This is a genomic window from Stutzerimonas stutzeri (genome assembly GCF_002909485.1).
Lineage (GTDB): Bacteria > Pseudomonadota > Gammaproteobacteria > Pseudomonadales > Pseudomonadaceae > Stutzerimonas > Stutzerimonas stutzeri_AH.
The window spans coordinates 549,039-571,310 of sequence record NZ_PPXG01000003.1 but is presented as its reverse complement, the minus strand read 5'-3'; the positions used below and the strand labels follow the sequence as shown (position 1 = coordinate 571,310).

General features: G+C 64.4%; 24 protein-coding genes. 23 read left to right on the top strand and 1 reads right to left on the bottom strand.

Annotation, left to right across the window (positions count from 1 at the left end; all coding sequences use genetic code 11):
* Positions 1 to 201 precede the first annotated feature (201 nt).
* From CXK91_RS10090 to CXK91_RS09980, 23 genes are all read left to right on the top strand, one after another.
* Positions 202 to 1,992 (top strand): SLC13 family permease, encoded by a 1,791-nt coding sequence (locus CXK91_RS10090; protein ID WP_015278349.1) that lies wholly within the window; start codon positions 202 to 204, stop codon positions 1,990 to 1,992.
* Between the two features lie 92 nt (positions 1,993 to 2,084).
* Positions 2,085 to 3,362, top strand: a complete 1,278-nt coding sequence (locus CXK91_RS10085) for a bifunctional O-acetylhomoserine aminocarboxypropyltransferase/cysteine synthase (protein ID WP_103456006.1) — start codon at positions 2,085 to 2,087, stop codon at positions 3,360 to 3,362.
* Positions 3,363 to 3,441: 79 nt separating this feature from the next.
* Positions 3,442 to 3,879 carry a thioredoxin TrxC gene (gene trxC, locus CXK91_RS10080; RefSeq protein ID WP_103456005.1) on the top strand — a complete coding sequence of 146 codons (438 nt, stop codon included), beginning with the start codon at positions 3,442 to 3,444 and terminating at the stop codon, positions 3,877 to 3,879.
* 193 nt (positions 3,880 to 4,072) lie between these two features.
* Complete coding sequence (locus CXK91_RS10075) at positions 4,073 to 4,798, top strand: beta-ketoacyl synthase chain length factor (protein ID WP_103456004.1); 726 nt, start codon at positions 4,073 to 4,075, stop codon at positions 4,796 to 4,798.
* Positions 4,774 to 5,580, top strand: a complete 807-nt coding sequence (locus CXK91_RS10070; protein ID WP_103456003.1) for a lysophospholipid acyltransferase family protein — start codon at positions 4,774 to 4,776, stop codon at positions 5,578 to 5,580. Before CXK91_RS10075 ends, CXK91_RS10070 begins: the two co-directional genes overlap by 25 nt.
* Complete coding sequence (locus CXK91_RS10065) at positions 5,561 to 5,824, top strand: phosphopantetheine-binding protein (RefSeq protein ID WP_103456002.1); 264 nt, start codon at positions 5,561 to 5,563, stop codon at positions 5,822 to 5,824. Before CXK91_RS10070 ends, CXK91_RS10065 begins: the two co-directional genes overlap by 20 nt.
* 12 nt (positions 5,825 to 5,836) lie before the next feature.
* The gene (locus CXK91_RS10060) at positions 5,837 to 6,094 is read left to right on the top strand and encodes an acyl carrier protein (protein ID WP_103456001.1); all 258 of its coding nucleotides are present in this window, start codon (positions 5,837 to 5,839) and stop codon (positions 6,092 to 6,094) included.
* Between the two features lie 99 nt (positions 6,095 to 6,193).
* On the top strand, positions 6,194 to 6,736 hold the full coding sequence (locus CXK91_RS10055; RefSeq protein ID WP_103456076.1) for a hypothetical protein: 543 nt from the start codon (positions 6,194 to 6,196) through the stop codon (positions 6,734 to 6,736).
* On the top strand, positions 6,733 to 8,409 hold the full coding sequence (locus CXK91_RS10050; protein ID WP_103456000.1) for an acyl-CoA synthetase family protein: 1,677 nt from the start codon (positions 6,733 to 6,735) through the stop codon (positions 8,407 to 8,409). Before CXK91_RS10055 ends, CXK91_RS10050 begins: the two co-directional genes overlap by 4 nt.
* A 50-nt stretch (positions 8,410 to 8,459) precedes the next feature.
* A complete protein-coding gene (locus CXK91_RS10045; protein ID WP_181003943.1) occupies positions 8,460 to 9,227 on the top strand; it encodes a glycosyltransferase family 2 protein in 768 nt (255 codons plus the stop codon).
* Positions 9,224 to 10,168 (top strand): glycosyl transferase, encoded by a 945-nt coding sequence (locus CXK91_RS10040; protein ID WP_103455998.1) that lies wholly within the window; start codon positions 9,224 to 9,226, stop codon positions 10,166 to 10,168. Before CXK91_RS10045 ends, CXK91_RS10040 begins: the two co-directional genes overlap by 4 nt.
* A complete protein-coding gene (locus CXK91_RS10035; protein ID WP_103455997.1) occupies positions 10,161 to 11,693 on the top strand; it encodes an HAL/PAL/TAL family ammonia-lyase in 1,533 nt (510 codons plus the stop codon). The genes CXK91_RS10040 and CXK91_RS10035 overlap by 8 nt, the downstream gene beginning before the upstream one ends.
* Positions 11,686 to 12,111: an acyl-CoA thioesterase gene (locus tag CXK91_RS10030; RefSeq protein WP_103455996.1), complete on the top strand. Its 426-nt coding sequence runs from the start codon at positions 11,686 to 11,688 to the stop codon at positions 12,109 to 12,111. The genes CXK91_RS10035 and CXK91_RS10030 overlap by 8 nt, the downstream gene beginning before the upstream one ends.
* Positions 12,108 to 12,728, top strand: coding sequence for an outer membrane lipoprotein carrier protein LolA (locus tag CXK91_RS10025; protein WP_103455995.1), 621 nt, complete (start codon positions 12,108 to 12,110; stop codon positions 12,726 to 12,728). Before CXK91_RS10030 ends, CXK91_RS10025 begins: the two co-directional genes overlap by 4 nt.
* Positions 12,718 to 15,066 (top strand): MMPL family transporter, encoded by a 2,349-nt coding sequence (locus CXK91_RS10020; protein WP_103455994.1) that lies wholly within the window; start codon positions 12,718 to 12,720, stop codon positions 15,064 to 15,066. Before CXK91_RS10025 ends, CXK91_RS10020 begins: the two co-directional genes overlap by 11 nt.
* Positions 15,053 to 16,297, top strand: a complete 1,245-nt coding sequence (locus CXK91_RS10015; RefSeq protein WP_103455993.1) for an NAD(P)/FAD-dependent oxidoreductase — start codon at positions 15,053 to 15,055, stop codon at positions 16,295 to 16,297. Before CXK91_RS10020 ends, CXK91_RS10015 begins: the two co-directional genes overlap by 14 nt.
* 10 nt (positions 16,298 to 16,307) lie before the next feature.
* Entirely contained in the window at positions 16,308 to 16,817 is a 510-nt protein-coding gene (locus CXK91_RS10010) for a DUF3261 domain-containing protein (RefSeq protein ID WP_103455992.1), read from the top strand.
* Positions 16,814 to 18,010, top strand: coding sequence for a beta-ketoacyl-[acyl-carrier-protein] synthase family protein (locus CXK91_RS10005; protein WP_103455991.1), 1,197 nt, complete (start codon positions 16,814 to 16,816; stop codon positions 18,008 to 18,010). Before CXK91_RS10010 ends, CXK91_RS10005 begins: the two co-directional genes overlap by 4 nt.
* Positions 18,007 to 18,459, top strand: coding sequence for a hotdog family protein (locus CXK91_RS10000; RefSeq protein WP_103455990.1), 453 nt, complete (start codon positions 18,007 to 18,009; stop codon positions 18,457 to 18,459). The genes CXK91_RS10005 and CXK91_RS10000 overlap by 4 nt, the downstream gene beginning before the upstream one ends.
* A complete protein-coding gene (fabG, locus tag CXK91_RS09995; protein WP_103455989.1) occupies positions 18,456 to 19,184 on the top strand; it encodes a 3-oxoacyl-ACP reductase FabG in 729 nt (242 codons plus the stop codon). The genes CXK91_RS10000 and fabG overlap by 4 nt, the downstream gene beginning before the upstream one ends.
* Positions 19,184 to 20,416, top strand: a complete 1,233-nt coding sequence (locus tag CXK91_RS09990) for a beta-ketoacyl-ACP synthase (protein ID WP_103455988.1) — start codon at positions 19,184 to 19,186, stop codon at positions 20,414 to 20,416. Before fabG ends, CXK91_RS09990 begins: the two co-directional genes overlap by 1 nt.
* Before the next feature lie 35 nt (positions 20,417 to 20,451).
* A complete protein-coding gene (locus CXK91_RS09985) occupies positions 20,452 to 20,892 on the top strand; it encodes an excinuclease (protein ID WP_103455987.1) in 441 nt (146 codons plus the stop codon).
* Between the two features lie 129 nt (positions 20,893 to 21,021).
* Positions 21,022 to 21,312 carry a hypothetical protein gene (locus tag CXK91_RS09980; RefSeq protein WP_103455986.1) on the top strand — a complete coding sequence of 97 codons (291 nt, stop codon included), beginning with the start codon at positions 21,022 to 21,024 and terminating at the stop codon, positions 21,310 to 21,312.
* 21 nt (positions 21,313 to 21,333) lie between these two features.
* Here the strand turns inward: CXK91_RS09980 and CXK91_RS09975 are convergent, their stop codons facing one another.
* Positions 21,334 to 22,233 carry a LysR family transcriptional regulator gene (locus CXK91_RS09975; protein WP_103456075.1) on the bottom strand — a complete coding sequence of 300 codons (900 nt, stop codon included), beginning with the start codon at positions 22,231 to 22,233 and terminating at the stop codon, positions 21,334 to 21,336.
* Between the last annotated feature and the right edge of the window lie 39 nt (positions 22,234 to 22,272).

The following is a 22,272-nucleotide window of genomic DNA, read 5'->3' as shown; positions in this document are numbered from 1 at the left end:
GTAGCTTTTCTGTTTTCTTCCCTGGGGCTGTGACGCTACCCAATGAAGCCTCTGTGCCTGCGCCACGAGGCCGCTCACTATTAATAACCAAATCGCATATAAACATCAGGAAAGGTTTCTGGACTCTCTAAGCTGACGTCTCTATCGTGCGCCGCGGGGTCGTTGTTTCGACCTGCCTACTCGCCACCCTTAAGGACGTCCATGCTTCCAGAATCGCTGCCGCTGTTGTTCGTCTGCGCCTTGCTGATCTGGGTGTTGGTGGCGTTCGTAAGGGAGAGCTGGAGCCCGGATATCGTCGTGGCAATTGCTGTGGCGGTGCTTCTGGCGACGCAGCTGCTGACGCCCGGGGAAGTGCTCGGTGTGCTGTCCAACTCGGCGCCGGTCACCATTGCCTGCATGTTCATCATTTCCGCGGCACTGGAACGTACCGGCTGCATCGATGCGCTGGGCAATTGGCTCGGCAACCTGGTGGGCACCAGCCCTACGCGAGTGCTGTTCGGCCTGACGATCACTGCGCTGGTGATCTCTGCCTGCCTCAATAACACGCCGGTAGTGGCTATCCTTACCCCTGTGGCGATTTCGCTGGCCAAGCGCGCCGGCACCACGCCCTCCAAGCTGCTGATTCCCCTGTCGTACGCGACCATTCTCGGTGGCACGCTGACGATGATCGGCACCTCGACCAACATCCTCGTCGATGGGGTGGCGCGCAAGGCGGGGCTGGAGCCGTTCGGCATGTTCGAGATCACCGGGGCGGGCTTGATCATGGCCGCCGCGGGCATGGTCTACCTGCTGACCATCGGCAAGCATCTGCTGCCGGAACGCGACACGCTGTCCAAGCTGCTCGGCCCGCGGCTGGACCGCAACTTCATGACCGAGCTGCGCGTACCACCGAACTCGCCGGTGATCGGCAAGACCATCGCAGAGGCCAACCTCAACGGCGGCAGCGGCCTGCAGGTGCTGCAGGTGAATCGCGACACCCAGCTGTTCAGCCGACCGGAGCATGACTTCACCCTGACCGCAGGCGATCTGCTGATGATCCATGGCCAGGTAAAAGACGTGGTGGAGCTGCGCGAAAGCGGCCATTTGACCTTCAACCGTGGCGATGCCTTCGAAACCATCAGCAGCGAAGACGTGATTCTCGCCGAGGCCATCGTCGGCCGCGGGTCGCGCTACAGCCACCGCCCGATGCGCGATCTCGACCTTTCTGCGCGCTATGGCATCAGCGTGCTGGCGGTACATCGCCAGGACGAGAACATCCAGGGCAACTTCGACGATTTCCAGCTGCAGTTCGGCGATGTGATGCTGGTCGAAGGCACGCCGGCGCAAATCAAGCGTTTCGCCGATAACGGTGAGCTGATCAGCCTGAATGCGGTGCAGGAGCGCGCCTTCCGCCGCGATAAGGCGCCGATCGCGATCATTGCCACCCTGGCGGTCATGGTGCTGGCAGCCTTCGGCGTGATGCCCATCGAGGGCCTGGCGATCATCGGCGCGGCGTCGGTACTGGCGACCCGCTGCCTGGATGTCGAGGATGCCTATAAAGCGGTGGACTGGAAGATCCTCAGCCTGATCTTCGGCATGCTGGCGATCAGCATCGCCATGGACAAGGTGGGCCTGGTGCAGCTGATCGTGCAGAACGTGACCACGCTGACGCCCTGGGCCGGGCCGCTGTTCATGCTTTCCTTTATATACCTGCTGACGTCGTTGCTCACCGAGATGCTGTCGAACAACGCGGTGGCGGTGCTCATCACCCCGATCGCCATCGGCCTGGCTCAGCACATGGGTGTCGATCCGCGGGCGTTCGTGGTCGCGGTGATGTTCGCCGCCAGCGCCAGCTTCGCAACGCCGATCGGCTATCAGACCAACACCTTTGTCTATAACGCCGGCGGCTATCGCTTCACCGACTTTCTCAAGATCGGCATCCCGCTGAACCTGCTGTTGTGGATGGTCGGCACGCTGGTGATCCCGCTGTTCTGGCCGCTTACGCCGCTTTGACGGGAAGGTTTGCCCTGGATCATTGACCGGGTGGGCGTTCAGTTTCATGCTCTGCGGCCTTTGCCCGACCAACAAGAAAAAAGGAGCGCGTCATGAAACTGGAAACCCTCGCCATCCACGCCGGCTACAGTCCTGACCCCACCACCCGAGCGGTGGCGGTGCCGATCTACCAGACCACCTCCTACGCCTTCGACGACACCCAGCATGGTGCGGATCTGTTCGACCTGAAAGTGCCGGGCAATATCTATACGCGCATCATGAACCCCACCACCGACGTGCTCGAGCAACGAGTAGCGGCACTGGAAGGCGGCGTGGCGGCACTGGCCGTTGCCTCGGGGATGGCGGCAATTACTTACGCCATCCAGACCATCGCCGAAGTGGGCGACAACATCGTCTCGGTGGCCAAGCTCTACGGCGGCACCTACAACCTGTTCGCCCACACGCTGCCGCGCCAGGGCATCGAAGTGCGCTTCGCCGCCCACGATGACATCGCCGCACTGGAGGCGCTGATCGATGAGCGCACCAAAGCTGTGTTCTGCGAGTCCATCGGCAACCCGGCGGGTAACATCATCGATCTCGCCGCCCTGGCCGAAGCCGCGCATCGCCACGGCGTGCCGCTGATCGTCGACAACACCGTTGCCACGCCGATGCTCTGCCGGCCGTTCGAGCACGGTGCGGACATCGTCGTGCACTCGCTGACCAAGTACATGGGTGGCCACGGCACCAGCATCGGCGGCATCGTGGTCGATTCCGGCAAGTTTCCCTGGGCACAGCACAAGGAACGCTTCGCGCTGCTGAACACGCCCGACGTCTCCTATCACGGCGTCACCTACACCGAAGCGTTCGGCCCCGCCGCGTTCATCGGTCGCTGCCGCGTGGTGCCGCTGCGCAATATGGGCGCGGCGATTTCGCCGTTCAACTCGTTCCTGATCCTGCAGGGGCTGGAAACCCTGGCGCTGCGCATGGAACGCCATTGCGAGAATGCACTGAAGGTGGCCGAGTACCTGCAGGCGCATCCGCAGGTGGCATGGGTGAAGTACGCCGGGCTGGCGGATCACCCTGAGCATGAGTTGGCGCGCCGCTACATGAACGGCACCCCGGCATCGATCCTCTGCTTCGGCATCGAGGGCGGCATGGAGGCCGGCGCGCGCTTCATCGACGCGCTCAAGCTGGTGGTGCGCCTGGTCAATATCGGCGACGCCAAGTCGTTGGCCTGCCACCCGGCCAGCACCACGCACCGTCAGCTCAATGCCGAGGAACTGGCCAGAGCCGGCGTATCCCAGGACCTGATCCGATTGTCCATCGGCATCGAGCACATCGACGACATCCTCGCCGATCTGGCCCAGGCGCTTAGCGCCTCGAAGGGCTAAGGTCGCAAAGCAGCACACTGCGGCTTGATATCCCACGGCGAGGCTCCACATTATCGGCATACCGCCGTGGAGCTTCGCCATGACCGAATCGCTGATCATCCCCTGCGCGCACTGCGCCAGCCTCAACCGCATTCCCGCCGACCGGCTGCAGGACACGCCGCGCTGCGGTCGTTGCAAGGCCGAGGCTCTGACGAGTGCACCGTTCGACCTGCAACAGAGCCAGTTCGCCAACCAGATCAAGGGCGACCTGCCGCTATTGGTGGATGTCTGGGCCAGCTGGTGCGGCCCCTGCCGCAGCTTCGCACCGACCTTCGCCCAGGCAGCCAGCCAGCTCAAAGGCCGCTGCCGCCTGGCCAAACTCGACAGCGAAGCCAATGCACAGCTGTCGACGCAACTCGGCATCCGCTCCATCCCTAGCCTGATCCTCTTTCGTGAAGGCCGCGAGATCGCTCGGCAGAGCGGCGCAATGCCGTTGCCACAGCTGATGACGTGGCTGGCGCAGCAGGGCGTGCGGTAGCCGTCGCCAGACAACCGAATTGCGACCTAGTTCCACGTCCGGCGCAACCTCCCATCCGGATATGTGTCGCAATGTTTGCCTAGCGTTCCTTGCACTTGGATAATGCCGGCTCTTCTCAAGCGGCACTTCCAATGCAAGCAATACACGGACGTCAGTGCGCAAGTCACGCGGGTTCGCGAGTGGCCGTGCAGGCATGAGCGCAATTCGCTTCGACATCGACCAATGGCAGGCCTGGGCTCCGGGCCTCACCTGCCAGGCCGACTGGTTGCGCTGGGCGCAGTCCGGCGATTGGCAGTACGACCCGGAAGCGCAACCGGACGTGGCCTTTTTGCCAGCGATGCAACGCCGCCGCCTGAGCCGGCTGGCGCGAATGGTATTTGCCGTCGCCACGCCGCTGGCCGAGAAGCAGCCACCAATGCCCCTGGTGTATGCCTCGCGGCATGGCGAAACCACGCGCAACTTCGCCCTGCTCAGCGACCTGGCGCATGAACAGCCGCTTTCGCCGACTCAATTCAGCCTGTCCGTTCACAACGCCATCGTCGGGCTCTGGTCCATCCAGCAAGGCGACTCCAGCGAGATGACCGCGTTGGCAGCCGAGGGCGATGGACTTGAGCACGCCGTGCTCGAAGCCGCCCTGCTGCTCAGCGAAGGTGCTCCGGCCGTGCTGCTGGTGATCGCCGAGGAGTTGCCTCCTGAGGCCTACCGGCCCTGGATCGAAGATGCCAGCGTTCCTTACGCACTGGCATTGCGGCTGACCGCTGGCGACAGCTGGCAACTGCACCTGCAGCCCGCCGATGAAACTGCGCCGCTACAGCCACAACCTCACGCCCTGGAGCTGATCAAGGCACTGCTCACAGACCAGCCCCGATTCACGCATCACTGGAAGACGCGCAAATGGAACTGGCAGCGGAATCGCTGAGGCGCCCAAACATGCCGTGGGCGTGGCGACTGGTCGCCACCGGGCTGTCGTTCGCCCTATTTGGCATCGGCGGCCTCTGCCTGCGCCTGATCATCTTCCCGCTGCTTTCGCTGCTGCCGGGTGATGTCGCCACTCACCGGCGCCGTGCACGGCAGACGGTCAGCTGGCTGTTCTGGATGTTCGTGCAGTTCATGTACCGCAGTGGCGTGCTGACCTACGAGGTCGAAGGCGCCGAGCGACTGGGGCGTCCTGGGCAGTTGATCATCGCCAACCATCCGTCCCTGATCGATGTGGTCGTGCTGATCGCGCTGATTCGTGACGCAAACTGCGTGGTCAAGCAGAGCCTGTGGGACAATCCCTTCACCCGAGGCCCGATCCGCGCGGCGCAGTACATCAGCAATAACGGCAGCGCCGAAATGCTGGACGAAGCAGCCGAAGCACTGCAGCAAGGCCAGACGCTGATCATCTTTCCCGAGGGCACCCGCACCACCCCCGGCCAGCCACCACAGTTCCACCGGGGCGCCGCTGCCATTGCCCTGCGCGGCGCACAGCTGGTGACGCCAGTGGTGATCAGCGTGACGCCTACTACCCTGACTAAAGCCGAGCCCTGGTATCGCATTCCTTCACGGCGATTCCACTTTCATCTGCGCGTGGGTGAAGACATCGACCCACGCGAGTTCGCCGCCCTGGGCGCAGCACCGATCGCCTCGCGACGCCTCAACGACCATCTGCACCGACACTTCATAAAGGAGCTCGCATTCGATGAGCCAACTACAGCTTGAAATCAAGCACCTGATCATCGACGCCCTGGGTCTGGAAGACCTCGGTCCGGACGACATCATTGCCGACCAGCCTTTGTTCGGCGAAGGCCTTGGCCTGGACTCGGTGGATGCCCTGGAGCTGGGCCTGGCAATCCAGAAGCGCTTCGGCATCAAGATCGACGCCGACGCCAAGGACACCCGCAAGCATTTCGCCAATGTCGACAGCCTGGCAGCCTTCGTCAGCGCCAATCGCGCCACCGCCTGAGGAGCATCTCCCGTGAATAGCCGTAACGAGATTTTCCAGACCCTGCGTGATGCTCTGGTCGAACTGTTCGAGCTCGAGCCCGAGCGCATCACCCTCGAAGCCAATCTTTACCAGGACCTGGAAATCGACAGCATCGACGCTGTCGACCTGATCGACCATATCAAGCGCCAGACCGGCAAGAAGATCGCCGCCGAAGAATTCAAGACTGTGCGCACCGTCGGCGATGTGGTCGAGGCGGTTTACCGTCTGACCAACACGGAGACGGCCTGACAAGCGCCTCGGCGTCACCAACTGGGTGACGTACAGCGCACCCCACGGCATTTTCCGGATTTTCTGATGCTTACACGCTCTTCCAGCATCCCGGCCGGTATGGCCCGGATGGCAGGCTTCGCGCTGCTCCTTGCCGGGTTGGCGTATCCCTTTGCCGTCTATTTCGGCATCGAGCACCTCTCACCGCGCGTTTTCGCTGCGCTGCTCGGGGCGCTCTGGTGCGCGCGTTTACTGAGCAGCGGACGCTCTGCAAGCCGCTGGACTGCCGGCGTCGCACTGCTGTTCTGCCTGGTGCTGGCGCTGCTCGACAACGCCATCCTGCTGCGCTGGTATCCGGTGCTGATCAATGCCGCCATGCTCGTGCTGTTCGCCACCAGCCTGTTCAGCGGCATGCCGGTTATCGAGCGCCTGGCGCGGTTGCAGGAGCCGGATCTGCCGCCCTCAGGTGTGCGCTATACGCGGCAGGTGACCAGGGTCTGGGTAGGCTTCTTCATTTTCAACGGCTCGATTGCTACAGCGCTGACGCTTTGGGCGCCGCTGGCCTGGTGGACGCTGTACAACGGCCTGATCGCCTACGGCCTGATGGGCCTGCTGTTCGCTGGTGAATGGCTGATACGTCAGCGTGTCAGGAGTCGCCCGTGAACTGGATTGCAATGTGCAAACTCCTGGTGCGTAGCGAATCGCGCCCAGTAACCACGCATCCGGAGCTGTCCTTCGGCGAACTGCAGCAGCAGGCGCTGCAACTGGCCGGCGGCCTGCAACAGCGCGGCGTGCGAACGCTCGCCCTGCATCTGGAAGATGCCGTGCAGTTGGCCGTCGCCCTGCTCGGCGCCTGGCGTGCTGGTATACGCGTGCTGCTGCCTGCAGACCTGCAGCCGGCGAGCCGCGCGCGACTGAGCGCTCATGCAGAGCTCTGGCTGACCGATCAGGCGGGCGACCTGCACCTGACGGATCTGCTGGCTACCCCGCTTGCTGCTGCCGAGCTCGATCCCGACCTGCTCGGCCTTACGCTCTGCACCTCCGGCTCCAGTGGCGAGCCCAAGCTGATCGACAAACGCCTGCACCAGCTCGCCAGCGAAGTCCAGGCACTGGAAGCGCTGTGGGGCGCAGACCTTGGCGATGCAACTGTGATCGGCAGCGTCGCCACGCAGCACATCTACGGATTGCTGTTTCGGGTGCTCTGGCCGCTGTGCGCCGGCCGCCCGATGCTGCGCCGGGCTTTGCCCTTCGCCGAGGACATGCAACTGGCCAGTCGCGCCCAGCCAGCGTTCTGCTGGGTCGCGAGCCCGGCGCTGCTCAAGCGCATGGGTGACAACCTCGACTGGCCGGCATTGCGCCAGGTGCGCCGGGTTTTCTCCTCGGGCGGCCCATTGCCAACCGAAGCCGCGGAGCTTCTGCAACAGCGCCTTGGCCAGTGGCCTACCGAGATCTACGGCAGTTCGGAAACCGGTGGCATCGCCTGGCGCCAGGGCGGTCAACTGTGGCAGCCGCTGCCGGGCGTCAATCTGGCTCAGGACGTTCAGGGCGCACTGCAGGTGGCTTCGCCATGGCTGCCACGCGGCCATGTGGAGCAGACCGCCGATGCCGTGCAAATCGAACCGGACGGCCGTTTCGCGCTGCGCGGGCGGCTGGATCGCATCGTCAAGCTGGAGGAAAAGCGTATCTCGCTGCCGATGCTCGAAAGCGCGCTTGCCGAGCATCCCTGGGTCGGCGAGGCGCGCCTCGGCGTCATTCAGGACAACCGGGCGTACCTCGGCGCGCTTGTGGCACTGAGCGATGCCGGGCTTTTCGCGCTGCGCAATCAGGGGCGACGTGCCGTTACTCAGGCACTGCGCAAGCACCTGATCGCCCACTGCGAGGCGCTGGCCCTACCACGGCGCTGGCGGCTGGTGCGGGAACTGCCGAGCAATGCTCAGGGCAAGCTGTCTCAGGCCGAACTGGACACGCTGCTGCAGGCACCGCGCCCCCGGCAACCAGAACGTCTGCAACTGCAATGGCAGGATGATCACTGGCACATCGAACTGGCAGTGCCATTGGATCTGGCCCACTTCAGCGGCCATTTTCCGCGCACACCGGTGCTGCCCGGCGTCGTCCAGATCGAGTGGGCAATGAGCCTGGCACGCGAACTGATCGGCGACTTGCCGCCACGTTTCGGCGGCATGGAAGTGTTGAAATTCCAACAGCTCGCCCGCCCCGGCGACCGACTGCAGTTGAGTCTGCGATTCGACCATGAGCGCGGCAAGCTGTACTTCACCTACCACAACGACGGCAAACCCTGCTCGTCCGGACGCATCCTGCTGGGAGCACAGCCATGACCACCCTGAACGAGCTGCCACCCGTGGCCGTTGCGGCGACTGCAACCGCGATGGCAGCCCCTCCCACGCAGCCGGAGGACGACTGGTTCAAGCCCTGCGCGGTGATCCCGGTGTACAACCACGAGCGTAGCCTGCCCGCCGTAGTCGCCGCGCTACGCGCCGCGGATTTGCCCTGCGTGCTGGTGGACGACGGTTCCTGCCCTGCCGCTGCGGCGGTCATCGACGAGCTGGCCGAGCAAGCCGAGGTCTTCCTGCTCCGTCATCCACACAACCAGGGCAAGGGCGGCGCGGTAATCAGTGGGCTGCACGAGGCGCAGCGGCTGGGTTTCAGCCATGCGCTGCAGGTCGACGCCGACGGCCAGCACGATCTCTCCGGCGTCGAGCTGTTTCTCGATCGCGCCAGCCAGGCACCGGATGCACTGATCTGTGGCTATCCGCACTATGACGCCAGCGTCCCCAAGGGCCGCCTGTACGCTCGCTACCTGACCCATGTCTGGGTGTGGATCAACACGCTGTCGCTGTCGATCCGCGATTCGATGTGCGGCTTTCGTGTCTATCCGCTGGCGCCGACATTGGCGCTGATCGACAGCGTGCGCCTGGGTCGGCGCATGGACTTCGACACCGAGATTCTGGTGCGCCTGCACTGGCAGCAGCAGCCGATGGTCTGGCTACCGACGCGGGTGCATTACCCGCAGGACGGCATCTCGCACTTCCGCCTGTGGCTGGACAACGCACTGATTTCCGCCATGCATGCGCGGCTGTTCTTCGGCATGTTGCTGCGTGCGCCAAAGTTGCTTGCCCAGCGACTGCAGCGATGAGCGAGGCACCGATGCCCTCGCATTGGGCCGCACAACGCGAGCGCGGAAGCTTTGCGCTGATGCGCCTGACCGCCTGGGCGGTGCGCGTGCTCGGCCGGCGAGCCATGGCACCGCTGTTGTATCTCATCGTGCTGTATTTCTACCTGTTTGGTCGCAGCGCCCGTGACAGCGCACGCCAATACCAGGGCAACCTCACGCGCTGGAGCGGCCGCACTGAACTGCAGCCAAGCACCCGTTCGGTCTATCGCCAGTTCATGAGTTTCGCCGAAGCGCTGCTGGACAAGCTGGATGTCTGGAGCGGGCGCGTTGGCCGGGAGCGCCTGGTGATCCACGACCCGGCAAATCTGCACGCCAGCTTCGCCGGTACACGTGGCCAGCTGCTGGTCGGCTCGCACCTGGGCAACCTTGAGATCTGCCGGGCGCTGGCGGAGATGGGCGGCGAAGTGCAGATGAACGTACTGGTGCATACCCGCCATGCCGAACAGTTCAACCGGCTGCTCGACCAATCCGGCGCCGATAACCTGCGCCTGATCCAGGTCAGCGAGCTGAACCCGGCGACCATGTTGCAACTTTCCCAGCGCCTGGAGCGCGGCGAGTGGCTGGCCATCGCTGGCGATCGGGTGCCGCTGCATGGCGGGCGCATCGCTGAGGTCGACTTTCTCGGGCAGCCCGCAGCGTTTCCCCAGGGCCCCTGGCTGCTTGCCGGCCTGCTCGAATGCCCGGTTAACCTACTGTTCTGCCTCAAACATGAAGGCCGCTTCCATGTGCATCTGGAGCCCTTCGCCGAACGCATCCACTGGCGCCGCGCCGAGCGCGACGCGGTGATCAAGCAGGCAGTGCAGCGCTACGCCGATCGCCTCGCAGCGCGCTGCCTGGAGGCACCGCTACAGTGGTTCAACTTCTACCCCTTCTGGAACACACAGGACCGACGTCGTGACTGAGCCCGTGATCTTTGGCGAAAATCATCTGCGCATCGAAGATGTGCTGGCCGTGGCACAGCGCCGTGCGCCGGTCGGGTTGCAAGCAGACGAAGCGTTCCGCAGCCGCATCGCCCGCGGTGCACAGTTCCTCGACACGCTGCTGGATCGCGAAGGCGTGATCTATGGCGTCACCACCGGTTATGGTGACTCCTGCGTGGTGGCGGTGCCGCTGCATCAGGTCGAAGCGCTGCCGCAGCACCTTTTCACCTTTCATGGCTGCGGCCTTGGCAAGCTGCTGGATGCCGAAGCCACCCGCGCCGTACTCGCCGCGCGTCTGCGTTCGCTGACCCACGGCATGTCCGGGGTGCGCATCGAGTTGCTCGATCGCATGCAGGCGTTTCTCGAGCACGACGTGCTGCCGCTGATTCCGGAGGAAGGCTCGGTTGGCGCCAGCGGCGACCTGACCCCCCTGTCTTACGTGGCTGCGGCCCTGGCGGGCGAGCGGGAGGTGCTGTTTGGCGGCGAACGCCGTAGCTCTGCCGACGTGCACCGCCAACTCGGCTGGACGCCACTGACGCTGCGACCCAAGGAAGCCCTTGCGTTGATGAACGGAACCGCGGTGATGACCGGTCTCGCCTGCCTGGCCTATGCCCGCGCCGATTACCTGCTGCAGCTGGCGACCCGTATCACCGCGCTCAATGTCGTGGCACTGCAAGGCAACCCGGAGCATTTCGACGAGCGTCTGTTCGCCGCCAAACCCCATCCGGGGCAGAGCCAGGTCGCCGCCTGGATTCGCCAGGACCTGGCCATCGACGCACCAGCGGCGCCCCTGCACCGCCTGCAGGATCGCTACTCGATTCGCTGCGCGCCGCATGTGCTCGGCGTGCTGGCCGACAGCCTGGGCCTCCTGCGCCAGTTCATCGAAACCGAGCTCAACAGTGCCAACGACAACCCGATCATCGATGCCGACAACGAGCGCGTACTGCACGGCGGCCATTTCTACGGTGGGCATATAGCCTTCGCCATGGACAGTCTGAAGAACCTGGTAGCCAATGTCGCCGACCTGCTCGACCGCCAACTCGCCCTGCTGGTCGATAGCCGCTACAACCATGGCCTGCCGAGCAACCTTTCCGGTGCGCCGGCCGCCACCGCGATGATTAACCACGGCTTCAAGGCGGTGCAGATCGGCACCAGCGCCTGGACCGCCGAAGCGCTGAAGAACAGCATGCCGGCGAGCGTGTTTTCACGTTCTACCGAGTGCCACAACCAGGACAAGGTGAGCATGGGTACCATCGCCGCCCGCGATGCCCTGCGCAGCCTGGAGCTGAGCGAGCAGGTCGCCGCGGCCACGCTGCTCGCCGCCCAGCAGGGCGTTTGGCTGCGCCAGCGTCAGAGCGATGCCCATGAGCTTCCCGCGCCGCTGGCAGCCATGCACGCCACGCTGGCCGAGGATTTCCCACCATTGATCGAAGACCGCGCACTGGAAGGCGAACTGCGCCTGTGTATCGCGCAGATTCGCAACCGGCATTGGAGCCTTTATGCGTAAGGAGGGTGTACTGCAGGCCGAGGTCGAGATCCTCGTGCCATTCTTCGATGTCGACTCCATGGATGTGGTCTGGCACGGCCACTACGTCAAATACTTCGAAGTCGCCCGCTGCGCGCTGCTCGAACGCATAGGCCACAACTACCAGCAGATGCGCGAAGCCGGCTATGCCTGGCCGATCATCGACGTGCAGCTGCGCTACATGCGCGGCGCCCGTTTCAACCAGCGCATCATCGTGCGTGCCGACTTGCTGGAGTGGGAAAACCGCCTGAAGATCAACTACCTGATCCGCGATGCCGAAACCGGCGAACGCATGACCCGCGGCAGCACGGTGCAGGTAGCCGTGGAGATGGCAAGCCGCGAGATGCTCCTGGCCTCGCCGCGGATCTTCGTCGACGCGGTTGAACGGGCGCTGGCATGAGACCGATCGCCATAGTGCTGAAGAAACTGCTGACCGCCGCCAGCCTGCTGCTGATCAGCGCAACGGCACCGGCACAGGCGTTCGACCTGCAACAGCTTGCCCAGCAGCTGAGCCAGCCTGCCGTGGTGCGTGGCGACTTCATTCAGGAAAAGCACCTTCGCGCGCTGCCGCAACCGCTGACCAGCCAGGGCCATTTCGTCCTCGCCCGCAACCGCGGCCTGCTCTGGCTGTTGCAGCAGCCGATCCGCCAGGACTACCGCATCACCGTGAAAGGTATCGCGCGGCGCAACGAACACGGTTGGCTGGCGATCGACCCGAAGGGCAGTTCGGCGCGGCAGAACCAGCTGTTCCTCGCCGTACTGAGCGGCGATACGCTGGCCCTGCAGCGCGACTTCGAGCTTACTCTCAGCGGCGAGCCGAGCGCCTGGCGCCTGCTGCTAGTCCCGCGTGGCGCGCTGCTAAAGCAGGTTTTCGAGGCCATCGAGATCGAGGGCGGCGGCACCGTTGCACAGGTCGAGTTGCGCGAAGCTCAAGGCGACCGCACCGTGCTGCGCCTGCTCGACAGCCAGATCGACGACCACCTCAACACCCGCGAGCAGCGCGATCTTGCCAACTGATCAGCTGCCCTCCTCGCGCTGGCCGGCGATTCTCTTCGCTCTCGCGCTGATCGGCCTGCTGGCACTGAGCGCCTGGCAATGGCGCAACGGCCCGCCACTGAGCGCCAATCTGCTGCAACTGCTGCCCAGCGGCAGCCATGACACCCTTGAGCAACTGGCGGCCGAACGCATGCAGGAGCCGCTCAACCGCGACCTGATGCTGCTGGTCCGGCATGCCGACGAACAGCAGGCACGACGCCTGGCCGAGACCGCCGCCACCGATTTGCTGGAAAGCGGCTTGTTCGAGCAGGTTCGCAGCAGCCTGAAAAGTGATATTCCTGCGGTAAATCGACAGCTGCAGCAGCACTCACTGGCGTTGCTCGCCAGCGCGGATCGCGAGCAGCTGATCAAGCACCCCGAGCAGTACATCCTGCAACGCGTCGAGCGGCTCTACGACCCATTTGCCGCAAGTCCGCTGGCGGTGGAACAGGATTGGCTCGGCATTGCCGGCCTGGCGCTGCAGCGCTTGCCGCAGGCGGGCAACGTGCGGGCAGACACGGACGGCGGCCTGGTTGCCGAGTATGCCGGCCAGCGCTGGGCCGTGGTTCACGCACGCACCCACGGCAACGCCTTCGACGAACAATTGCCGCAGCAGGTGGCGGCGCTCGTCGCAGCGGTGCGTGGCAAAGTCGAATCCGGCGCGGGCGAAATGCTCGCGGCCGGCGGTCTGCTGCATGCTGCCCACGGCCAGCAGCAGGCACGCCAGGAAGCCAGCCTGATCGGCAGCCTTTCGCTGGGCGCCACTTTGCTGCTGTTGCTCTGGCTGTTTCGCACCCCGCGCATTCTGCTGGCGGCACTGCCGGTGGCCGTCGGCGCGTTGGCCGGTGCAGCGGCGTGCGTGGCGCTGTTCGGACAGATGCATGTGCTGACACTGGTACTCGGCGCCAGCCTGATCGGCGTCAGCCTGGACTTCCCGCTGCACTACCTTTCCAAGAGCTGGACGTTGCAACCCTGGCATGGCCGGCGTGCGTTGCGGCTGATCCTTCCGGGGCTGGCCTTGGCTCTCGCGACCAACCTGATCGGCTACCTCGCCCTGGCCTTCACCCCGTTTCCGGCGCTAACCCAGGTAGCGGTGTTCTCCGCTGCCGGATTGCTCGGTGCCTTTCTTTGCACCACCTGCCTGTTGCCCGTTTTTTTCAATGGCCGCCTGACACCCTGGCCACAGCCTCTCGGCTGGGCGCGGCACTGGCTGCAGCTGCGCCAGGCGTTGTTGGCGCGCATCACTACGCCCTGGCTGCTCGCCGGGCTCGGCCTGTTCTGCGTCGGCGGCGTGCTGCAGCTGTCGTTCAAGGACGATCTGCGCCAATGGGTGAGCAACGCGCCGGAGCTACAACGGCAAGCCGAACGCATCGGTTCGATTACCGGATTTCAGCCCACCAGCCAGTACTTCCTCGTTCGTGCCACGGATGCCGACCAGCTGCTCCAGCGCCAGGCCGAGCTGAGCCGAGAGCTCGACACCCTGCAAAGCGAGCAACGGTTAGGCGGCCATCTCGCGCTGAGCCAGCTGGTCGCGCCGACATCCGAACAAACGCGCCTGCGTGCGGCCTTGCCGCAATTGCTCACCGCGAGCCAGCCACTTGAAGCGCTGGGCGTTGCGCCCGAACAGCTGCTGATGGAGATCGAGCGCCTGCGGGCACAGCCGCCGGTGACTATCGAGGCGGCGCTTGCCGGGCCATTGGGTGAAGCTTGGCGGGCGCTTTGGCTTGGCCAGTCGGGTGATGGCGTAGCCGGGCTGATCAGCCTGCAAGGCCTGCGCGACAGCGCACCACTGGTGGCAATCGCCGAGGCTGTTCCAGGTACGACACTGATCGATCGGCCAGCGCAGCTCAATCAGCTGTTTGCCGAAACCAAGCTGCAGGCGGCCGAGCTGAAGGTAATTGCCAGCCTGCTGATCTTCGCCCTGCTTTGCATGCCCTTCGGCGCTGGTGGTGCCTTGCGCTGCATCGCGGTGCCGTTGCTAGCCGCACTGGCCAGCCTGGCCAGTTTGGGCTGGCTCGGTCAGCCGCTGACCCTGTTCGGACTTTTTGGCCTGCTGCTGGTCACCGCGATCGGCGTCGACTACGCAATCCTGATGCGCGAGCGGGTTGGCGGTGCGGCGGTCAGTCTGGTCGGCACGCTGCTGGCGGCGACCACCACCTGGCTGTCGTTCGGTCTGCTGGCTATTTCCAGCACACCGGCGGTGAGTAATTTCGGCCTCACGGTCAGCCTCGGGCTGGCGTTCAGTTTTTTCCTGGCCCCCTGGGCCACCATCGAGCAAGACCCACCACCACATGCAGGGAGCCCCCATGGCGCCGCTTGAGTTGCAACACCGTGAAGTCGTGATCATCGGCGCCGGGCCGTCCGGCGCCATCGCCGGCGCGCTGCTCAAGCGCAAGGGCCATGACGTATTGATCGTCGAGCGGCAACGCTTTCCCCGCTTCTCCATCGGCGAGAGCCTGCTTTCGCATTGCCTGGATTTCATCGAGGAAGCCGGGATGCTCGAAGCGGTGCGTGCCGCGGGCTTCCAGACCAAGCACGGCGCAGCCTTTGGCTGGGGCGAGCGCTATACCGAGTTCGACTTCCGCGACAAATTCACCGAAGGCCACGGCAGCACTTATCAGGTCCAGCGCGCCGACTTCGACAAGCTATTGGCTGACCAGGCCGAACTGCAGGGTGTGGAGATCCGCTACGAGGAAGAAGTCACTGCTGCCGACTTCAGCGGCGATCGGCCCTGGCTGCAAGTCCGCCGCGCCGACGGCAGTGAGTATCGCGTCGAAGCCGCCTTCGTGCTCGATGCCAGTGGCTACGGCCGGGTACTGCCACAGTTGCTGGATCTGGAGGCGCCCTCCGGCTTTCCGGTACGCCGGGCGATCTTCACCCATATCGAGGACCGCATCGACGATCCGCGCTTCGACCGCGAGAAGATCCTTATCACCACCCATCCCGAGCTGCGCGACGTCTGGTACTGGACCATCCCGTTCAGCAACGGCCGCTGTTCGCTGGGCGTGGTCGCCAGCGCCGAGCGCTATGAGGGCCGCCCGGTGAATCTGGACGCCTGCCTGCGCGAGTTCGTTCAGGAAGCGCCAAACCTTAAGCGCATCCTCAAGAATGCCGAATGGGACACGCCGGCACGCCTGATCGGCGGCTACTCGGCCAACGTCAAAAGCCTGCACGGCCCTGGGTTCGCACTGCTCGGCAACGCCGCGGAGTTTCTCGACCCGGTGTTCTCCTCCGGTGTGACCATCGCCATGCGCTCGGCGCACATGGCCGCAGCCGTGCTGCACCGCCAGTTGCGCGGAGAAACGGTGGACTGGGAAACCGAGTTCGCCGTGCCCCTCAAGCGCGGCGTCGACACCTTCCGGACCTATGTGGAGGGTTGGTACGATTGCAGCTTCCAGGACGTGATCTACTACGAACACGCCCAGCCGGAAATCCGCCGGATGATCAGCTCGATCCTCGCCGGCTATGCCTGGGACCAAAAGAACCCCTATGTCGCCGAACCCAAACGCCGTCTGCGCGTACTGGCCGAACTCTGCGCGGCTGATGCATGAGTCGACGGGCATGAAGCGACTGCTGGTCTGGCTGGCCGTCGTGCTGCTCGCCGGCTGTGCGGCGCGCGCACCGCTGCCGACACAAACGCCCGCGCTGGATGTGCCGCTGCAACTGCACGTCCTACGGCACGGCAGCGAGCCGGCGGACTGGCTGCTGGTGATTCAGCGTGAAGGGCCGGCCCTGCGCTGGTCACTGCTCGATCCGCTGGGCATTCCGCTGGCGCGGCAACAGTTGCGCGACGGGCACTGGCACGCCGATGGGCTGCAGCGTCCGAACCCCGAGGCACGCGAGCTGTTCGCGGCCCTGCTCTTCGCCCTGACCGAAACCCGCCAACTGCCTGCGCTGTATGACGGACAAGGCTGGCGCAGCAACGCGAGCGAACGCCAGCTACGTCAAGGCGATACGCTGCGCTGGCAGGTACGCTATCAAGCACCGCTGATCTTCGAACTCGACGTGGCGCCGGGCCTGACCTATGGTGTCGCCCCCCTGCCCGCTGCCACCGGAAGCCGCGATCGATGACCGCCTACCTCAACGCCCTCGGCGTGATCTGCGCCCTGGGCAGCGGCAAGGCCGAGGTAGCCACGCACCTGTTCGCCGGCGATACCTCGGGCATGCGGCCCTATCCGCAGCCGGTCGTTGGCCGACAGTTGCCGGTGGGGGCCGTCCGCTCAGCGCTGCCAAGCTTGCCCAACGATGACCCGCGCCACGCCACACGAAATAACCAGCTGTTGCTGGCCGCAGCGTTGGAGATCGAAACGGCCATCCGCCAGGCGATCAGCCGTTACGGCCACAGCCGCGTCGGCGTGGTCCTGGGCACCAGCACAACCGGCATCCAGGAGGCTTCGCGGGGAATCGCCGGGCTGTTGCGCGACGGCGAATTTCCAGCAGGCTACCACTACGCACATCAGGAACTGGCGGCACCGGCGAGCTTCCTCGGCGAATGGCTGCAACTGGCCGGCCCCTGCTATTCAATCTCCACGGCCTGCACCTCCAGCGCCCGTGCGCTGCTCAGCGCCAAGCGCCTGCTCGATGCCGGCCTGTGCGATGCGGTGCTGTGTGGTGGCGTCGACAGCCTGAGCGATCTCACGCTGCAAGGCTTCAGCTCGCTGGAAGCCACCAGCGAGACGCTGTGCAATCCGTTCTCGCGCAACCGTAACGGCATCAACATCGGTGAGGCGGCAGCGCTGTTTCTTATGACCGGCGAAGCCAGCCTCGGGAACGCAATTGCCTTGCTCGGCGGCGGCGCCAGTTCCGATGCACACCACATCTCAGCGCCCGACCCAGGCGGCCTCGGCGCATTGAGCGCCATGCGACAGGCACTGGCCAACGCCGACTGCACAGCTGAACAGATCGACTATCTGAATCTGCACGGCACCGCCACGACCCACAACGACGCCATGGAAAGCATCGCCGTCGCCGCGCTGTTCCCCCATGGCGTAGCCTGCTCCTCGAGCAAGCCGCTGACCGGGCACACGCTCGGCGCGGCAGGCGCGTTGGAGGCAGCGTTCTGCTGGTTGTCGCTGTCGCAGTTCAACACCAAACGGCAGCTGCCGCCGCATCGCTGGGATGGCGAGCCCGACCCGGCGTTACCAACGCTGCAGCTGGTAATGCCGGGTACACCGATGAACACCGTGGCCCCGCAACGAATGATGAGCAATTCCTTCGCCTTCGGCGGCAACAACATCAGCCTGATTCTGGGAGACGCACCATGATCGACTGGCCTATCGCCGAGCTGCTGCCCCATGCCGGCGACATGATCCTGCTCGACGGCGTCGAGCGTTTCGATGACGACAGCGTGGAAACCCTGCTGCTGGTACGTGCCGACGGACTGCTCAGCGCCGCCGACGGCAACCTGCCGGCCTGGGCCGGCGTGGAGATCATGGCGCAGAGCGTCGCAGCCTTCGCCGGTTGCCATGCGCGCCAGGCCGGCCAACCGGTGGAGCTGGGTTTCCTGCTGGGCACTCGCAACTATCAATGCAATGTCGAATTCTTTCCGGCCGGTGCGCAACTACGCGTCCGTGCCACTCGTTCGCTGCAGGACGACAACGGCATGGGTGTATTCGAATGCCATCTCGACGGGCCCGGCATCCACGCCGAGGCGCGTCTGAACGTGTTCCGCCCGCCCGAAGTAGCGAGCTACCTACAAGAGTCTGCCCCATGAGTGAAACCGTCCTCGTCACCGGCTCCAGTCGCGGCATAGGTCGCGCCATCGCACTGCGCCTGGCCCAGGCCGGCTACGACATCGTGCTGCACTGCCGTTCGCGCCGCGACCAAGCCGAGGCGGTCCAGGCCGAGATTCAGGCTATGGGCCGCGCCGCACGCATTCTGCAATTCGATATCGCCGATCGCGCCGCCTGCCGGCGTGAGCTGGAGGCCGATGTCGAAGTCCACGGCGCCTACTACGGCGTGGTCTGCAATGCAGGTCTGACCCGTGACGGCGCCTTCCCGGCGCTGACCGACGATGACTGGGACCAGGTGCTGCGCACCAACCTGGACGGTTTCTACAACGTGCTGCAGCCCTTGACCATGCCGATGATCCGCCGGCGCCAACCGGGACGCATCGTCTGCATCACCTCGGTCTCCGGTCTGATCGGCAATCGTGGCCAGGTCAACTACAGTGCATCCAAAGCGGGCGTCATGGGTGCGGCCAAGGCTCTCGCGGTTGAACTGGGCAAGCGCAGGATCACCGTCAATTGCGTCGCGCCTGGTCTTATCGACACCGAGATGCTCGATGCAGAGCTACCCATCGAAGAGATGCTGAAGATGATTCCGGCACAGCGCATGGGCACCCCGGAAGAGGTAGCCGGTGCGGTGAATTTCCTGATGTCCGCCGAGGCGGCGTACATCACTCGGCAGGTCATCGCCGTCAACGGAGGGCTGTGCTGATGAATGGCAGACGCGTGGTCGTTACCGGCATGGCCGGTATCACGTCCCTGGGCAGCGACTGGGCGAGCATCGAAGCCAATTTCAGCGCCAACCGCAGCGGCATCCGCCGTATGCATGAGTGGGACCGTTTCACCGAGCTGAACACCCGCCTGGCCGGTCCCGTGGATGACTTCGTCGTGCCGGCGCACTGGACTCGCAAACAACTGCGCAGCATGGGGCGCGTGTCACGGCTGTCTGTGCTGGCTGCGGAACGGGCACTGGCAGACGCCGGTTTACTGGACGACCCGTCGATCCGCGATGGTCGCATGGGCGTCGCTTGCGGCTCCTCCACCGGCAGCACCGAAGAAATCAAGGCGTTCGGCAATATGCTGCTGAACTCGGTGGCCGATGGGCTCAATGCCAACTCCTATATCCGCATGATGCCGCACACCACTGCGGCCAACATCAGCATCTTCTTCGGCCTTACCGGCCGGGTAATCCCCACGTCCAGCGCCTGTACCAGTGGCAGCCAGGGCATCGGCTATGCCTACGAGGCGATCAAGTTCGGACGCTTGCCGCTGATGCTCGCCGGCGGGGCCGAGGAGCTGTGCGCTACCGAGGCAATGGTTTTCGATGCGCTCTACGCCACCAGCCTCAAGAACGACGCACCGCATACCTCACCACGTCCCTATGACAGCGACCGGGACGGCCTGGTGATCGGCGAAGGCGCCGGCATGCTGGTGCTCGAGGAGCTGGAGCATGCCCTGGCGCGTGGGGCGAAGATTCATGCCGAGCTGGTCGGCTTCGGCAGCAATGCAGACGGCCAGCACGCTACCAAGCCCGAACAGGTGACCATGCGCCGGGCCATGGAGCTGGCCTTGGAAGATGCAGGGCTCGCACCGACTGCCATCGGCTACGTCAATGGCCACGGCACGGCCACGGAACAGGGCGACATCGCTGAAACCCATGCCACCCAGGCGCTGTTTGGCAGCAGCATGCCGATCAGCTCGCAAAAGTCGTTCCTCGGCCACACGCTGGGAGCGTGCGGTGCGCTGGAGTCCTGGTTCAGCATCGAAATGCTCAACCGCGACCGCTACATCCACACGCTGAATCTGGACACCATCGATCCGCGCTGTGGCGAGCTCGACTACCTGCAAGGTTCGGCGCGCGCCATGCAACACGAGTACGTGATGAACAACAATTTCGCCTTTGGCGGGATCAATACTTCGCTGATCTTTCGCCGCTGGGCCTGAGGGCTTTCCCCAACAACAACGCTAGGAAAAAACAGATGAAGACAACCGCATGGATCGGCGCTGCATTGGCGCTTCTGGCAGTACCTGGTATCAGCCAAGCCCGCGATACCACTCACTACCTGCCATTCGACGCTGTCGTGGCTGAGGCGACCCAGGCAGGACGCCTGGACGGCAGCGTGAAGTTCTACCTGGCAGGAAAGACGCCAGCCAGCGCCAAGGTCCTACGCAACGGTGTCACCACCAGCAAGAAGACCAACGCCTTCAACAAGACCGACGAGGGTGCCTGCAGCTGGGCACTGCAATCGGCGCTGATCGCAATGCAGCAGACTGCCAAGGCCGCTGGCGCCAATGCTGTGGTGAACATCGCCAGCAACTACAAGCACGTCGAGTACAAGGACAGCCAGAAGTACGAATGCCATGCCGGCGCCATCATGGCCGGTGTCGCGCTCAAGGGCGACTTGGCCAACGTCAAGTAGGCCTCGCGGCCGGTCGGCGTAACGCCCAGGACACCGACCGTCCGTCTGCCCTCGCAGCGCGTGCGCTGGAACGATTGGCGAGGCCGTCGAGTCCACTGAATATCAGTGACCACTCGACCGGAGCCCCTCATGTTTGGCAAGTCCTCGCATACTTTCGAAATCAACTACATCTGCCAGAACGACCCCCGCGCTGTCACTTACGACGCCGATGGCGACAGCCTGTCCCAAGGCGAAGCCGCGCGCTATCTCATCCAGCTGCACAACGGCGACGCCGAGAACAGCCTGGTAATGCCAAAGGCCGATGCCGACGAAGCCCAACTGCTGGAGCAAGCCGAAGTCATGGGCATCACCGATATTCGCGTGACCCGTGTCCACAAGCAGGAGAAGGGTGAAACGCCCGCCCATCACAAGCAGCCCTGAACCATCGTTACGGTTGCAGCGCTAACGCTGACTCAATGCTTCACGCGTGACCAGATCCATGAACGCTTGCGCCAGGGGTGACTGCTCCTGGCGGCGCTTGACCAGCCAAACGGCCGTGGTGGCGTCCTTGTCCGACAACGTGCGGAACCTCACCCCGTCGATGCGGATACGGCGAAAGGATGCCGGCAGCACCGAAACGCCCAGCCCTGCAGCAACCAGCCCAATGATGGTCAGCGCCTCGTTTGCCTCCTGCGCAATCCGCGGACTGAACCCGGCCTGCCGTGCCAGGTTGAGCAGCTGGTCGTAGAGCCCGGTACCGTAACTGCGGGGAAAGAACACGAAAGGTTCCTCGGCCAGTTCCGCCAGCGCCAGGCCTTCCTCCCCCGCCTCGGCAAGCGGATGCCCGGCATGCATCAACGCCACCAGCGGCTCGCTGAACAGTTCCACCGTCTGCAGCCCAGGCGGCAAGGCGAAGGGACGAATCATTCCGACCTGCAGTGTTTCATCCTGCACGGCGTCGATCACCTGCTTGCTGGTCATTTCCTGCAGCGCGAGGTGCACGGCCGGAAACGCCTGACGGAACGCCAGGATCGCTCGGGGCAAAATCGAGGTGAACGGCGCCGACGAGGTGAAGCCGACCTGAAGCTCGCCGATCTCGCCCTGCTCGGCGCGCCGCACCACATCGATGGACTTGTCCACCTGGGCCAGCGTGCGTCGCGTTTCGTCGAGAAACAGCCGCCCCGCATCGGTCAGCGACACCCGTCGATTGGAGCGATCAAACAAGCGCACCCCCAACTCCTGCTCCAGCGCCTGGATCTGCTGGCTCAACGGTGGTTGCGAGATGCGCAGCAACTCGGCAGCGCGACCGAAGTGCAGCTCTTCGGCCACGGCGACGAAATAGCGTAGATGACGCAGCTCCACGAGCCCTCCGAACGATTCGTAAAACATATCAATAGGGTC